The sequence below is a fragment of the Ruegeria sp. BHSB172 genome, from assembly GCF_059613165.1.
Genome location: NZ_JBXWRZ010000005.1, coordinates 148,544 through 162,483 on the forward strand (window position 1 = coordinate 148,544; position 13,940 = coordinate 162,483).

Genomic DNA, 13,940 nt, shown 5'->3' on the forward strand with positions numbered 1-13,940 from the left:
ATTACCCCTTGATCCAGTCGTAGATGAAATTCTTCACAACCGGTGACATCGAAAAGTTGATGGACCAGTCCTGGCCAAAGGCGTCATTCGACTTGGCATAATAATCGACGCCCGCGCTAAACTTGACAGGCAGGTTGCCGATCTTGGTGACCTTGCTGACCGAAAGATTGATCGGAATGGTGGCCTGATCGTTGACCCAGTCATAGCTCAACTTGGAGTCGGTATATATTGTCCAGGCATTGGGCAGATAGAACCCCCCGAAAATTTCCAGCTGCGTGGTCGAGTAGTCGTAGTTGCGACCGCCAACATCCCATTGGTGTGATGGAAAGATCGCCCAATATCCCTTCTTGTAGATACGCGCGATCAAAGCTTCTGGACCGAGGCGCCATTGTCCCCCGGAAACATCGCTGTTGGTCGGAATGGTGCCTTGGATACCTGCGATGGTGACCAATCCGGACTCGTATGTCTTGCCGATGGCGACGTCAAAACCGATATCTGCCCAACCGCTCTTGTTCTCGAACTGGCCGGTGACCGTGTTGAACACAGGTTGCCGGGTTACATATGCGATGGCAGGGCGCACGAACAGGTTGGTGGTGCCGCCTTCCTGAAGCGGAAAGGGAAAAACCGGCTGGAACAGTGTCGAGACGCTGGATTGATCGCCGGCGCCCGGCAGAGTGCCATCGAAAGATGTATAGGTCTGCTTGAACACGAGGCTCGACAGGGGAGTATTCGGATTGGACAACTCCTTGGCCAGATCATCTGCCGAGTTGGATTTTTTTTCCGAGGTTGACGTTCCGGAGGTGGACCCATCCTGCGCGAAAGCGGCCGCAGCCATCGTGACGACGCAGGCTGCAAGCGTTGCCGTTCGGGTGATATTCATCAGATGTCCTTCTGCTTCGCGCTTGAAATAACGACGATGCGGCCATCGGTGATGCCCACGTTGGCAACAGCATCGTAAAGCGTTTCCGGATCCATCACTCGACCGTTGGAGATCACAAGATCATAGTCTTGGGCACTGGCGCCAGAAGCGAGAAAAACCGTCGCCGTGACGAGCAATGTTGCAAACGTAGCCTGTCGGTGCATGACAAGTTATCCATTTCAGTTTCGACTGGGTAGACGTTTTGGCATCAGCTCAATCCAGAGTATTCTTGTAAATTACGCCATTCTTCATGATGACGTCGAAATTCGCGTTCGGGTCGGCGACAAGACCTAGATCTTCCAAGGGGTTGCCATCGACCAGGATCAGGTCGGCATAGGCCCCTTCCGCGATCACGCCCAATGCACCTTCCTGGTACGGGTGGCGCGGGCCTGCCAGCATCAGCAGTTCCGCATTGTCGGACGTCGCCATCTTCAGAGCCTCATAAGGGGTGAACCAGCGTGTCATCTTGGCGAGGAACTTACCCTGTTTGGCGGCGGTCGCCGGGTCGAAAAGCATGTCGGTCCCAAATGCCATCTTTACGCCGATCTCCTTGGCCAACGGGATGACTCTGTCTGTTCCGTCGGTCGCCTCGATCCATTTCGCGGCGCTAACTGGATCATTGAAGGTGAAGGCGTCCTCGTCGTTGATCAGCGGTTGCACCGACAGCCAGGCACCTTTCTCGGCCATCAGTTCGATCGTTTCCCGGCTCAAAAGGTTGCCGTGCTCTATCGACTTCACACCCGCCTCGAGTGCCGTTCTGGTCGCTCTATCGGTGAATATGTGCGCCGCCACATAGGTGTTCCATGTGTCGGCAATATCGACGACCGCCTTCATCTCCTCGAACGTGTACTCCTGCACGTCCAGCGGGTCGAAGACGGAGGACACGCCCCCGCCGCCCGCAATCTTGATCTGCGAGGCGCCCATGCGAAGGATTTCGCGCGTGCGCTTCGTCACGTCCGGAACTCCGTCGGACAGCATGAGCAGCCCGTTCCGGTTCCAATAATCAAGCGGATCGGCCGGATTCGACGGGACAGCCTGGAGCGCACGGTAGTCGAAATGCCCCGATGTCTGGCTCATCGGTGCGCCTGACGGCACGATACGCGGACCCATGAGTTCATCGGCATCGATCATCTTCTTGATCGAGAACGGGTTACCGCCCATGTCACGCACGGTGGTGAAGCCACGCAGCAATGTCGCTTCGGCTCCAAGCGCGCCCCTGATAGCCACTTCGGACATATCACCCGTGAACAACACGCTCTGCGGAACGCAGCAATAGGTGGAATGCCAGTGCGCGTCGATGAGCCCGGGAATCATCGTGCGCCCGCCACCATCAATGACCCGGCCGCCGGCCACCATCAACGGCTCTGTCGAGACGGCGGTGATCAGGTTATCGGTCACGACCACATTCGCGTTTTCGATCAATGCCTCGTTGACGCCGTCGAACACGTTGACGTTCGTGAACAAAATCACCTTCGGATCGGCGTCTTGCGCCTGAACCGTAGGGGCTGTCATGGACGCTATGACGACGCATGCGGCAAGCGCGAAAGGTCTGAGTGTTCTGTTGCTCATTGCATTTGCTCCCGTCGGATCGGCTGGCCGTGAGGGGCGTCCAAAACAAGGGCACCGTCCCGAACGACGAATCCACCGTTGACGAGGACGGTCTGCACCCCGACGGCGGGCTGGTTGGCATTGTCGTAGGTGGCCCGGTCGGCGATCGTCTCGAGGTCGAACACGACGATATCGGCGTCCATACCGACCTGCAGCCGGCCCTTGCGGCGCATCTGCGGCACGAAGCCTTCCAGCGTCTGCGCCGGCATCAGCGACATCTTCCGGATAGCCTCGCTCATCGAAAGGACGCCGCGTTCCCGGACATAGGAGCGCAGGATCTTTGCGTAGGTTCCGGCCGATCGAGGATGGGCGAACACGTTGTCCGGAAGAGGCCATTCGTCGCCCGTGTAGGTCTGAATGCTGCCGTCCTCGTCGAAATACGACCAGAACGTCGCATCCGACGCGATCAACGTCGCGGGATGCGTGACAGACATGTCCAGCAACGCGAGGTCGTCCGGCTGGCTCTCATCGAGAAAGTGCCAGGTGATGAACGTGCCCGGCTTGTTCGCCTGATAGTCCGCCAGCTCGTCCTCGGTCATGCGGTCGGCGCCGAGCTGGAAGTTCTCCGAGGTCGATTGCATCCGCTCCCGCCAGTCCGGTCCGGTGAACATCGCAGCACCGACGACCGTGCTCGCGGCGCCGTAGGGATAGGCCTCAACAGTGATGTTGATGCCCTTCGCCATCGCCTCTTCGACGAGGGCGAGCGTAGCCTCGATATCCGCCATCGAGGTGCTGTTGATATGGCAGATGTGCATGTGTGCGCCGGTGATCGCCGCATTCGCGATCAGTTCCTTGAGCGCCTCGAAGGAGCTTTGCGGCTCGATCACGCTGGCGTATCGGACATGGGTATAGGTGGCCACGCCGTATTCGTTGGCGAGCTCCGCCAGCGCGAAATACTCCTTCTGACCGTATCCCGGCGCATAGCCCGCATTGATGCCGATACCGAGGCCGCCTTCCTTGAGCCCCTGTTCCACAAGGGCGAGGATGCGTGCGGCTTCGTCCGCATCGGCGATCTCCATCTTCCAGTCGTTCTCGGCCTGGGCCTCCTGGAAATACTCGACCGTCGCCAAAGGATCGGTGTTGTCGAAGGTGGCGATCCGGCCATACGTCCAGCCCGCGGCCGCCCCGTAGTTGATCGGCAGGTTCTTCGCTGCCTGACCCTCGTACCAGTCGCCGATGGGAAGGACGCCGGACTCGAGCTCAAGTGCGGTCGTCACCCCCTGCATCGCTTGCATCCGGTAGTCGCCGATGCTCTGACCGTGCGCATGCAAATCGATGAACCCCGGAGAGACGACGTGGCCCGTGGCATCGATCACCGTGTCGCCTTCAAGCGGGAACTCGCTGATCGCGGAGATGCGGCCGTCTTCCACACCGACGTTGCGGATCGCGTCGAGGCCCGTCTCCGGGTCGATTACCCGCCCGTTCAGGATCACTATGTCGTTGGCAAGCGCCGTCGTCGCGGTTGCGAGCAAGACCATCAGGCTGCCGATTGCGCGCAAGTTTCTTTCTGGTTGCACAGGCGATCTCCCTTTACCTTCGGCCACCTTCTGGAATCGTGACCTTTTCAGAGAGATACTAGACGCACATCAGAGCCAGACGGCTTACCCCCACAGGACAGGAGGTGTCGAATCTTGTCCTAGAAAGCGCATCCTGCGAGTATTGGTGCAGTATGGCGTGTACAGCTATGCGCAGAACTCAAACCGGGGATTGCCGAATGGTCTCTGAGGGGATCGTGTTCAACCGCGCGCTACAGCTTCTGCCCTTCCTCGATCTGTTCGAGAAGCGCGGCGGCCAGATTGGCCCTGTGCTAGCAGCGGCCGGCCTCGACCAGATCGATCTCACCGACCCGGCTACGCTGATCACCGGCAATGCACTCTACAAGGCCGTCGAGGAAATGGCCGATGCACTCGACGATCCGTATTTCTCGGCGCGCGCAGCTGAGGCGTTCGTCGAGGCGGGCCCCGTCTTTGTCCGGGAGAGCTATGCGATATCCCACACCCTCGCAGAGTTCCTACCGCTGGCTATTCTCGAACTCGACCGGCAGATCAACAACGTTCGATACTCCCTCCAAATCAATGCAAATGTCACCGTGATCCGAGCTGAGAGGACTTTCTTACCGGCAGCACCCGTCGTTCAGGCAGATGCCGCCACTGCGAGCCTGTGGTTGACCCTCCTGCGGTTAGTGACCGAAGACGATTTCAATCCGTCTCGTATAACAGTTACGGCGCAGGAAAACGCGGGTATTCCGCCGGATCTGCTTCCGAAGTCTTCTTTCTTGAAACGAAAGTGCAACGGTGTTCAGATCGGGTTTCCCTCTGAGTGGCTGCAACGGCCACTAGCCCTGAACTGGAAAATCCCACCCACCTCGCGTGGAGAGTTCCGTGATACTTCCCCGCGCGATGCAATCCTGACATGGGTCGAAAAAGTCTGCCTCCAAAGGATTGGCGAGCGAACCTTCGGCCTCCAGGAACTCGCGCGTCACCTTGGCGTCCACCCAAAGAGCCTACAGCGCACGATCGCTGGATTGGGCACCTCGTTCCAGGAGATCCGCGACAAGGTGCGTAGAGAAAGGGCCCTAGAAATCCTCGACAGCGATAGATCCGCACCGAACGAGGAGATCGCCGAGTTGCTTGGTTTCTCCGGTGCAACAAGTTTTTCCAGAGCGTTCAAGAGATGGACTGGTGTCACACCGACCGAATATCGGCAAATTCAGTGACCCGTTCTCTGCTCCCTTGAGCCAAAAGAAAGCTTGGAAGATGAGGTACTCGTTGGATCAGTTTGGAGAAGTTGTAGTGCGACGTTAATAAATTAGCCGACGGCATTAATTGGTGGGTTGCCAACATCGATGCAATCTCTGCAACTGGCAGTTTTGTTGTATATTTCGGAGTTTGCAATGCTTGGTCGTGAATGTCCGGTTTGCGCTGCCGGTTCAACCGATGGCCGCAACACACTCCTCGAACTTCTCCACTAGCGAGAAGTAATTCAAGGTTATTCTCGGCCGCTCGTTGAGCTCCCCGGCGACGGCGTCGAGGTGTTCTCCGAGACGGGATGCGAGTTCGATCGCGAAGTTCGCCGCATCTGCATCAGGCTGCTAAGTCCGCAAGCCGGTCGTTGAAGCACCTGGCATCGAACGGCTGCTTTTGGCCGTTTTACGGGTCCAGAGCCCAGGCCGCTGGCGCGTCGCCCAACGCCAGAAGCAACAGCATGGCCAGCAGTGGTTTTTGCCTTCTCACTAGTTGGACCTAACTAACTAGCAGGTGCTGCACGACCAGCACTTTGCCCCACCGGAGTTTCAGCTATGTTGCTGTTCCCCGGCAGCTAGCCAGCAAAGCCGGTGGGGCTTACCACTCTACGACGTTCTGACATTCCTCGCTCCAACATTTTTATGGCTGGGCCGAACCGGGGCATAAATAGTAATAAACCTTTTGGATAATCTTTAATGAAAATCGGTAGCTAGCTGCTTTATTCGCTTCGTGTTTTCTGAGAAAACGCACGCCTCCCATTTCGTGCTGCCATCTCCGGCGGACATCTCAGTTCCGGAGAGGCCCCAGCTTCGCGGTGCCTTGGGGAGGGGGTATCGCGAAGCCGGGATTTTTTTTCTAAAAAAAATTGCATTTGCGCTGGGAGGCGCGAACACGGGGACCAACAGGGAGAATAAATAATACGGCACGAACCGCAGCTTGGATTAAATGTTACCCGCGTTATCCTGATCTGGGATGTTTGGAACCACTGGGTATCGCCTTACCAGGCGCGCTCTGGCGCATCACTGATGCTTTGGCGGAGCGAAACAGAGTACAAGTGCTACGCCAAACATAAGTGGTGGGAAAAGTGTCGTAGCGCCTAATGCCAGCACCATACCAACGCACCATTTCAAGATTTCGAGCCCACCTTCCAACCCGCCAACGAGCAGTGAATTCGGTACAATGTGGTCGCTATGTCCTGAAGCGCTGTTTCTATGGCGACAACAAATGGAATGAGCAGCAGGCAGGCGGCGGCGCTACGACGGCGTTTCCTCACAAGATCGCTCGCACAGACGGTCAACTCGACGACCTAGAAATACAGTTCATCGACGCAACAATGGCCGACTTGTTGCTAACCGAATTGGTTCGTTCGTTTTTCACCGTAGTGAGAGATCGTCACACTATCGGGAAACTGCTCTAACGTTAGGACCGTTGACTTGGAGCCACAGCGAAACGGTCTGTATGGCGTTTATCTTGGCAATACCACGCAGCTCTCCATTGGAAAGTCGCTCGTAAAGTTGGTTGATTTCTAGTGTTGGACGGCTCACCCTCTCAATGGCCCTTCGACGGTTGTTGTCGATCTTTCGGGCACAAGAACCTCTGCGGGAACAGAACATTGCGTTGGCTTGACGATCTGCCGGTATTGGTTCGCCGCAGACCACACAACGCCTGCCGTCGAGGTCTAATCTCAATTGAATAGCCGAGGCTCTTTCACGGCGGTGTTTGTGCAGGTGAGCTTTTGAAGGATTGCCGTTTGTCTGCTCGCGCTTTGAGAGCGGTGAAGCGACAAAAATCATTCCATCGAACTCTATCAGTCCATTTGGGTCGGGCCGTGCCATAGTCTTCGATCCAGTTGGCCATGTGAGGGCGTGATATCAAATTCGACTGAACAATCATGCCGGGGCGGATGCCGTCGGGGATTGCTCTCGGGTCTCTGTCGAGCGGCCAAGGTTTTCGCTAACTCCAACTCATCGCAATATCACCGAAAAAGCAAATGCCGCCATTAGGGCGGCAATGATAGTGTTCATTTTCTTCTCCTTCGATTGGAATGGTCATGCCGTGTTGCAACTTCGAAAGGGGACCGGCGAGCGCAACATCCACTTTCAGCGCCAGCTTGGTTTGCTCTGTTGGGTGACCGCTGTTTACCGGAGTTGTGTGAGGCGCTGACACGCTGTCAAAGAAGAGGTGAAAGGTTCAGCTGCTTCCATGCCTCCGGGTTCGCCGCCTCCACTTGCATCAGGTATCCCTGCTGCGCGGCGGTCACGGTTTCGTCTGCTTGCGCCTCGGTCAGGCCGTAACGATCAACTAGTACAGGCACGATCTCGTAGCGGCGATCATCCCACAGGACTGCTGCCTGTGCGTATTCGAATGGTGTTTCGAAATTGGTCATTTCTCCTTCTCCTTGGTTTGGTTGTTTCAAAATGCGGAAGGCCCGCGCATTGCAGGGCCTCAATACCTTTCCCTCAAGGGGCCGGAGATTTTCAGATTGGCCTTTCCTCAAAGGTGAAGGATTTGCGTAACTCAGTGAGAACGCCCTGTGGCAGCGGGCGTTCCATATAGGCTCCCTTTTATTCGGAGCGCTTCCTTCCGAGGGGCCAGATTTTTGGACAATTGGCACCTTCAAGGGGGTCTGCTCACGGGACACGTCAGCTCATCCGGGTGTCCAAAAGTTAAATCGAGCAGTTTGCTCCATAGCCGTGCGGACATTCTGCCCGTCAACGGAACCTTGAAAGGTTCGGTGTGCGGGAGTGGCTGGGTCGTAGCCTACAAAGTAAAACGTGATACCTATTCATGCTATCAGACCTACCTAAGACAGCAGTTGATATCACTCGAAGTCAGCACTATGTGGGGTTCTATGTGGGGGCGAGATGTCCCGACTGGCAGAAAGCGTAGTGATTTCAAAGAGGGTATGGTGGCCCTAGGCTCCACCAAATTTTTCCGCAAAACCCGCTATCCGACCGTCGATGAGCCCATTTGGGCTTTTGGACGCGGTTACCAAGGTCGACGCCCGTTCTGACGTGACCGGCGCGTTCGGAACCGGTGTGGTGTGGCCTACGCCAAGCGGCCTGAGAACGCGACCGACGGCGACTTGCCAGCCGCCGCCCGTCAGCCAGGCACGTACCCTTGCGCCCTAGAACAGCTGAAGATCCTTTGCTCCGCTGCGGATCTCGGCGAGGTTCGGCATGTTCTGAACGACCACCGGCGCCGGAACTGTTCCAGGCATCGCCACGGTCGGTTTCGCCGTGACTGCCTTGCCGAAGGCCGGGCGATCCAGCTCTCCACGGATATCCAGCAGCAAGGTCTTGTGGTCGGGCATCGTCTTGAGGATCTTTGCAAGATCCATCTTGGCCCCTTTCCACCATTGGAACCAGATCGGCTTCTTCAGCGGCCGCAGACGTTCGCGAATGCCGGGGCCGTATCCGGTGTCATAGACCTGCTTGCCCAGCAGAACCGTCTGATACACGCGATAGTCGAACAGGGTGGCGAATTCGATGTCGCGCTCTAGGGGCAGACGATTCTGCCACAGGTCGAGATTTTCGGCCAACCGATCCGGCACTTTCAACTGAGTGCGCGCGTCGATCCAGTACTGGTCATCCGTGCGATTGCCCAGACGATAATGCAGGCAGATGAACTCCAGAACCTCGTCATAGAGCTTGTTCATCTGCCGGTTGTACCGTGTCCTCAAAGAGGGCTCGATGGCCTTGGTCGGCAGATGTTCGGCAAACCAGCGCACCGCGTGATCGATCATGTGGATCGCGGTGCTCTCGAGCGGTTCGATGAACCCGCCCGCCAGACCGATCGCCACGCAGTTCTTGACCCAGGCGTTGCGCACGCGCCCGATCCGCATCGGGATCACGCGCGGAGTCGCGCCTTTGCCGCTGTCCCCCAACCATTCCAGGTATTCATCCGCCGCCTGATCGTCGGTCCGATGCGCCGAGGAAAACACATAGCCGGTGCCCACGCGGTTGAACAGCGGCACCCGCCATGTCCACCCGGCACCAAGGGCAGTGGCGCGCGTCAGGCTTTCGATCTTGTCCGGGTCGGGGTGTTCGATCTGCAACGCCATCGCGCGGTCGTTGGGCAGGTAATCCGAATAGTCCATGAAAGGTTCGCCAAGCGCCTGGTTGATGATCAGGCCGCGGAACCCGGTACAGTCGATGACCATTTCGATGTCATGACGGCCCTTGCGTTCGAGCATCAGGTGGCTGACATTTCCCTGCTCGTCCAGTTCGACCGACTGCACCTCGTCCTGGATGTGCTCGACGCCGCGCTTGGTGCAGACCTTGGTCAGCATCCCGGCAAATTTGACGGCATCCAGGTGATAGGCATACCCGAACCGCTGCTCGAACTCCGGCTGCCCCAGCGGCCGCGCGCCCTTGCACAGGCGACCCAGATCATCATGCGGTGCGATCGACTGGGTAAAATCCCGATCACCATTCCCGAAACGCAGGAAATATTCGGCGGCGTCCAGCCCCTCGATCATCTGGCCGTGGGCAAAGGGGTTCACATAGTCGATGCGATCGCCCTTGGCATCCTTGTTCCAGTTGCAGAACTTGACGCCCAGCTTGAAGGACGCATTGGTCTCGCGGAAGAAATCCCGCTCGGAAATGCCGGCCTGACGCAGCGTGACCGGCATCCGCGGCACGGTAGCCTCGCCAACGCCTACGGTTGCGATATTGGGGCTTTCGATCAAGCAGATACGCGGCCGGTCCTTTGGCGCCGATGTGCGTGAGAACACCATCTCAAGGATAAGCGCGGTCATCCAGCCTGCCGTGCCGCCACCAACGATGGTGATTTTGCTCAAACGGTTGTTCATGTGGTTCTGTCCCTGTTGGTTTTATTTTTGGGCGTTATAGCAGCATATCCCGCTTCCACGAAGCATCAAGGTTGGCCGCGAGCCGATGGGCGGGCCCTTGAGCAAAACGGTTCGTCTGAACAGGAAAGCCAAGTGCCTGAAGCGACGTGCCGGTCAATGACAGGGGCACCCCGAAGGATATTCAAAGGGCGCGGAATCTTTCGCCGACGAAAATCTTGGCCCGCCGGAGTTTGGGCTGTTTCCAGCTCCAGCACTCTGCAAAACCGGTCTTCACACGGACCGCGCATATCAATGGGTGTGCTTCATCCAGCAGGATATGACAGCGAAGTGGAGCATGCCCGCTTTCGTCGACGGACCGACGCGCGGTCGATCACCACACGCTCCACTTGCATAATTTTAGTTTCTCACTGCAAATGCGTTGACCAATCTTGGTGATGATGTACGCGCGCAGGTATGCCTGTCTTTCGAGATCTACGCTACTCCGAACTCTGACAGTCGGCATTTTTTGCTGGAAATGCGTCGCTGAAAGCAAGGCTCTTACACCTAATGCGGGATGGTCCGCTGCGCTTACGGGGTCCGGCTCATTCTTCCTGCGATTGCCCCTTGAAACCTGGCCCTGAAAGACTCACCGGCTCCTTAGCTCAACTGGATAGAGCTGCAATAGCGCCCAATTCACGTACCTGATTGATATTAAATGGCTAAAAACTGGTAACATCACCAGAAAATTACCAAGTTGACTTGTCTACTGACATTGTCAATAAAAGCTCACCTGCGCCCACGTAATTCAACTGGATAGAATATCCGACTTCTAATCGGGCTGTTGGGGGTTCGAGTCCTCCCGTGGGCGCCACTCAACTAATTCTCCTGACGTTCGACATCCAAAGTCCGTTTTTCCGACAAAAACGGGTTTTCTGGCGTGCCCACTTCGTGGTGGTCTGGTTTGATTGTTAGTTCGTCGTGGGCCTCAACGACACCTTGGAAGCGGTTCTCAGCCAGCAGAGAGGCCAGAACATGTAAGTCTTGTGCCGCCGCGCAATCCGGCCAAATCGATAGCACAGCCAGCAACACGAAGACCCAAATACGAACGATAGGACCTTTCTTCATGTTCGCGTTCTCACCAAAATCACCGGGTTCAAGGCTCTGCGCAGGTAAAGCTTGCCGGATCGCGAGGATCGCCCGCACCGTCATACTGCGCCACTTTTGGATAGGCACATACGGGACGCGCGCCGGTACCGTGACCCAATGTCTCGCGCCAGACCGCCAACACGCTGTTGGGCGCAACTCCGGTTTCCACCCACTCATCGATCACGTCGAGATAATCGACCCAATCCGGGCCTATACCGCCGGAACAGTGATCCACACCCGGCATGATGAACAACCGCACGTCATCCAAGGCACTGGGGTCATTTGCCAATACCTCTTCATAATACTGGATCGTGCCATAGGCAGTTGCTGCCATGTCGTTCCACGAGTTGAAAAGCAACAACTTGCCGCCTTGGTCTCGAAATGCCGCAAGGTCGGGGTCAGTTGCATTCAACGTCTGCGCGGCCGTCTTCACATCTTCGCGGAAAGTATCCCAGTCCTGTTCGGCATAACTCCAGTCAGGGTCGTGATAGACAAGGTATTGCAAAACCCCATTGCCGAACCCGAACAAAGCGTTTGGCATTGGCGGCAATTCAAATCCGCCCGCCGTTTCTACACCCTCCTGGAAATGGCTCAGGTCCATGCCCACGTCCAGACCGCCAGTCATCCAGTTCCCCCAGCCTGACGGGCTAAGCTCACCGCCCACAGGGAACCCCGGAAAGAGCTGACCTTGCGGGTCTTTCGGACCATCGTAAATGGCATTGGCAGCGCCGATCTGCTCTTCAGACAGACAACCGCTGTTCTGACCCTCGGCACAAGCCAATGTGGATGCATCGAAGTCGCATTGGCGCGGGTCCATGAGGATGCCATCCTCAATGCCATCCAACGCATCGCATTGGGTCAGAACGGCCTCCCCAATCAGTTGCTGATCCTCAGGCCCAATCACGGCGCGCCCGAGATCGTTGGGGTCAGGAAACATGGCTTGGCTGATCTGCACCGCACCGGCACCCAGCGCGTGGGTCCAGTTATAGGCCGGCGCGCCTGCAACGATACCGTCGAAATCGTCCGGATAGCGCTGTGACTCCATCATTCCCTGCCCGCCGCCGCGCGAACATCCAATGAAAAGGTCGCGGGCACTGGGCTTACCGTAATATTCCGCTGTCAGCGCTTTGGCCGTGACTGCCGTTCGATGCACGGCTTGGTGGCCAAAGCTTACGACTCGCTCAAGGTTGTTCAGGGCCCAGCTTGCGTCGATTGGGTGACCTTGATGGCCAGTGTCGGTACCCACCGTGGCATAACCTTTCTGCAACGCACCATAGGCCAAAGCCACGTTGACGACCGAACCGACGAAACCACCACCACCTCCCATGACAAATTTTCCATTCCACATGTCCGGCAACAAAAGCTCGAAATTGGTCTCGGTCCCGATCACCCCTGCAACCTTGCAATGAGCGACCGGTTCCGGCAGTTGCTGCACCGTTAGATATTTCACATCGGGAAGTGGTGGCAGCGTATCCACGCTACACTCGGATTGAGCCCATGCTGTTTGCGATATCGGAACAGCCAAACTTGCCAAAACCATTTTTCTAAAAAAATTCACTAATCTTCCCCCGTTTTGCGCAAACGCAAAGAATTCTGCACGTTGGCAGAAATATCAAAATGATATATGTCAAAGAATTTTCCGAATCAAAGCGTGGCAGTCCATGTCCACGTAAGGCTCTTGCCAACGACTTGACCTGATCAACGAAAACTATTCGGCGCTTTTCTTGCTGAAACCACGTTTTGTTCAGGAGAGCCCCAAGAAAGTCCCTACGGGCTCCATGTCACAGAATTGCCACACACCCATTTACCGCTCCTGCTGCTTCCACAGTGCTTCCACGGGAGTTTGCGGAACGCCGAAAGCCCTGCGTGATGCGGGGTTAAGCATTTGATATTTCGTAAGGAATTTGGTTGCGGGGAGAGGATTTGAACCTCTGACCTTCAGGTTATGAGCCTGACGAGCTACCTGGCTGCTCCACCCCGCGCCATTTTTTTGGCGTTTGGCCTGCAGAGATTTTTTGAGGCCGTTTTTTGATTTTTTGATCGTTTAGAGAGTTTGGGGATTTTTCTAGGTTTGGCGGTGACCTACTCTCCCGGGGCTTGAGCCCAAGTACCATTGGCGCTGCAGCACTTAACTTCCGGGTTCGGGATGGGACCGGGTGTTTTGCTTGCGCTATGACCACCAAACCGAGGAAAATCCCCAGGTCGACTTTCTTGCGAGCAAGAAAGCGACGGGTGGCAGACAGCGTCTTTTGCTTGCAAAAGGCGTGTTGCCACTCGGTTGTATAATCAATCAATATCGCGGCTTGGTGCTGCGACGCTATCCATTGTCAAGGTCGGTGTATGCTTTTGGTTTGATTTGTCTTTCTGTTACTGGATCAAATCAAGCCTATCGGGCGATTAGTACCGGTCAACTGAACGCATTGCTGCGCTTACATCTCCGGCCTATTGACGTGGTGGTCTTCCACGGCCCTCAGGGAGACCTTGTTTTGAGGGGGGCTTCCCGCTTAGATGCCTTCAGCGGTTATCCTGTCCGATCATAGCTACCCTGCACTGCCGTTGGCACGACAACAGGTCCACCAGTGGATCGTTCACCCCGGTCCTCTCGTACTAGGGGCAACTCCTCTCAAGTCTCCTACACCCACGGCAGATAGGGACCGAACTGTCTCACGACGTTCTAAACCCAGCTCACGTACCTCTTTAAACGGCGAACAGCCGTACCCTTGGGACCAGC

9 protein-coding genes, 2 tRNA genes and 2 rRNA genes are annotated in these 13,940 nt (G+C 56.5%); 2 read left to right on the top strand and 11 right to left on the bottom strand.

The features are described 5' to 3' along the window. Window position 1: 1 nt before the first annotated feature. The 4 genes from AC2FM3_RS04850 to AC2FM3_RS04865 are packed head-to-tail and all read right to left on the bottom strand — an operon-like array spanning window position 2 to window position 4,044. Entirely contained in the window at window positions 2-880 is an 879-nt protein-coding gene (locus AC2FM3_RS04850; protein ID WP_496679508.1) for a hypothetical protein, read from the bottom strand. Further along, complete coding sequence (locus tag AC2FM3_RS04855) at window positions 880-1,083, bottom strand: hypothetical protein (RefSeq protein WP_496679510.1); 204 nt, start codon at window positions 1,081-1,083, stop codon at window positions 880-882. The genes AC2FM3_RS04850 and AC2FM3_RS04855 overlap by 1 nt, the downstream gene beginning before the upstream one ends. Before the next feature lie 49 nt (window positions 1,084-1,132). After that, window positions 1,133-2,488, bottom strand: a complete 1,356-nt coding sequence (locus AC2FM3_RS04860; RefSeq protein ID WP_496679512.1) for a metal-dependent hydrolase family protein — start codon at window positions 2,486-2,488, stop codon at window positions 1,133-1,135. Next, window positions 2,485-4,044, bottom strand: coding sequence for an amidohydrolase family protein (locus tag AC2FM3_RS04865; protein ID WP_496679513.1), 1,560 nt, complete (start codon window positions 4,042-4,044; stop codon window positions 2,485-2,487). The genes AC2FM3_RS04860 and AC2FM3_RS04865 overlap by 4 nt, the downstream gene beginning before the upstream one ends. A gap of 215 nt (window positions 4,045-4,259) precedes the next feature. On the opposite strand from AC2FM3_RS04865, the gene AC2FM3_RS04870 reads away from it, so the two are divergent. Beyond that, window positions 4,260-5,243 (top strand): AraC family transcriptional regulator, encoded by a 984-nt coding sequence (locus AC2FM3_RS04870; RefSeq protein ID WP_496679515.1) that lies wholly within the window; start codon window positions 4,260-4,262, stop codon window positions 5,241-5,243. A gap of 2,198 nt (window positions 5,244-7,441) precedes the next feature. On the opposite strand, the gene AC2FM3_RS04875 is transcribed toward AC2FM3_RS04870, so the two are convergent. Both AC2FM3_RS04875 and AC2FM3_RS04880 read right to left on the bottom strand, forming a co-directional pair. After that, on the bottom strand, window positions 7,442-7,657 hold the full coding sequence (locus AC2FM3_RS04875; protein ID WP_496679516.1) for a hypothetical protein: 216 nt from the start codon (window positions 7,655-7,657) through the stop codon (window positions 7,442-7,444). Window positions 7,658-8,398: 741 nt separating this feature from the next. Continuing rightward, entirely contained in the window at window positions 8,399-10,084 is a 1,686-nt protein-coding gene (locus AC2FM3_RS04880; RefSeq protein ID WP_496679518.1) for a tryptophan halogenase family protein, read from the bottom strand. A gap of 773 nt (window positions 10,085-10,857) precedes the next feature. Between AC2FM3_RS04880 and AC2FM3_RS04885 the strand changes: the two genes are divergently transcribed. Continuing rightward, window positions 10,858-10,934: transfer RNA gene (locus AC2FM3_RS04885), tRNA-Arg, on the top strand. 5 nt (window positions 10,935-10,939) lie between these two features. On the opposite strand, the gene AC2FM3_RS04890 is transcribed toward AC2FM3_RS04885, so the two are convergent. The 5 genes from AC2FM3_RS04890 to AC2FM3_RS04910 form a co-directional block, all read right to left on the bottom strand. Further along, window positions 10,940-11,272: a hypothetical protein gene (locus AC2FM3_RS04890; protein ID WP_496679520.1), complete on the bottom strand. Its 333-nt coding sequence runs from the start codon at window positions 11,270-11,272 to the stop codon at window positions 10,940-10,942. Further along, window positions 11,217-12,686 carry a tannase/feruloyl esterase family alpha/beta hydrolase gene (locus AC2FM3_RS04895; RefSeq protein ID WP_496679523.1) on the bottom strand — a complete coding sequence of 490 codons (1,470 nt, stop codon included), beginning with the start codon at window positions 12,684-12,686 and terminating at the stop codon, window positions 11,217-11,219. Before AC2FM3_RS04895 ends, AC2FM3_RS04890 begins: the two co-directional genes overlap by 56 nt. Window positions 12,687-13,114: 428 nt before the next feature. Next, a tRNA-Met gene (locus AC2FM3_RS04900) sits at window positions 13,115-13,191 on the bottom strand. An 87-nt stretch (window positions 13,192-13,278) separates the two neighbouring features. Beyond that, window positions 13,279-13,393, bottom strand: a 5S ribosomal RNA gene (gene rrf, locus AC2FM3_RS04905). A 192-nt stretch (window positions 13,394-13,585) separates the two neighbouring features. After that, a 23S ribosomal RNA gene (locus tag AC2FM3_RS04910) occupies window positions 13,586-13,940 on the bottom strand; the annotation flags it as partial.

What these genes read in the sequence shown, in the direction of transcription:
- AC2FM3_RS04880 (WP_496679518.1), bottom strand. Translation starts at nt 10,084, where the DNA reads ATGAACAACCGTTTGAGCAAAATCACCATCGTTGGTGGCGGCACGGCA.
- AC2FM3_RS04890 (WP_496679520.1), bottom strand. Translation starts at nt 11,272, where the DNA reads ATGACGGTGCGGGCGATCCTCGCGATCCGGCAAGCTTTACCTGCGCAG.
- AC2FM3_RS04855 (WP_496679510.1), bottom strand. Translation starts at nt 1,083, where the DNA reads ATGCACCGACAGGCTACGTTTGCAACATTGCTCGTCACGGCGACGGTT.
- AC2FM3_RS04860 (WP_496679512.1), bottom strand. Translation starts at nt 2,488, where the DNA reads ATGAGCAACAGAACACTCAGACCTTTCGCGCTTGCCGCATGCGTCGTC.
- AC2FM3_RS04875 (WP_496679516.1), bottom strand. Translation starts at nt 7,657, where the DNA reads ATGACCAATTTCGAAACACCATTCGAATACGCACAGGCAGCAGTCCTG.
- AC2FM3_RS04850 (WP_496679508.1), bottom strand. Translation starts at nt 880, where the DNA reads ATGAATATCACCCGAACGGCAACGCTTGCAGCCTGCGTCGTCACGATG.